The 842-nt window shown below is 43.9% G+C and carries 1 protein-coding gene; it reads right to left on the bottom strand.

The genetic code is table 11. The features are described from left to right. Positions 1-842: hypothetical protein (locus HK417_RS27235; protein ID WP_222273387.1), on the bottom strand; the 842-nt coding region annotated here is incomplete at both ends.

Genomic DNA, 842 nt, shown 5'->3' with positions numbered 1-842 from the left:
GTTGGTTGTAAGGTGGTTGAGATTGAGAGTGAGGCACCATTGTGCCTTGAGATTGATATTGATTTTGGGGTGAAGATTGCCTATAGGGAACAACCATACCTTGATTGGGTCCTTGGTAATTAGGTCTCATAGGTTGGGAAGGTTGAGTTGGAGGCCTTGGAGGTAATTGTTGACTCCACCTAAAATTGGGATGGTTCGCCCACCCGGGGTTGTAAGTGTTAGAGTAAGGGTCACTCCTTTGAGGTACATACCCTTGGGCGGCATTGACATACTCATGTACATACTCGGGGTATTGCCCCGCCAAGGGACACGACAAAGTGTCATGGGTAGGGTCAGAACAAATGGAGCAAGATTCAGTCACAGAATTGACTATGGCCTTGGAGGACTTCTCATGGAGAGCTATGAGTTGGTTTAATTTTTTGGTCAACACATCTATGTTTTGATTGGATGAGGATGTTTGTTCAACTTCATAGATACCCCCCTTCTTAGATGAAGAAGAGTGTGTTGGAGCAGTTTTCTCTCTCTCAGACAATCCCATGGACTCCATTTGGTAAGAGTCCTCACTCATACTCCCAAACAAGGCCCAAATCTCATCATCACTTTTTCTTAAAACGGACCCACCACATGCGGAATTGACTAGTTGCCTATCCTTTTCTCTCAACCCTTTGAGGAATGATTGAACAATAATCCACCTAGGGATATCATGGTGTGGGCAAAGTCTAAGCAATTCCTTTAATCTCTCCCAAGACTCATAGAAAGACTCTCCCTCAATTTGAGAAAAGTTTGTTATACTCTGGCACATTTGAGAAGTCTTACCTATGGAGTAGTAACGAGCTAAGAAG

This window comes from Modestobacter marinus, assembly GCF_019799945.1.
Taxonomy (GTDB): Bacteria; Actinomycetota; Actinomycetes; order Mycobacteriales; family Geodermatophilaceae; genus Modestobacter; species Modestobacter marinus_B.
Note: the sequence above shows the minus strand (reverse complement) of the source record. Positions and strands in the feature narration are given on the sequence as shown.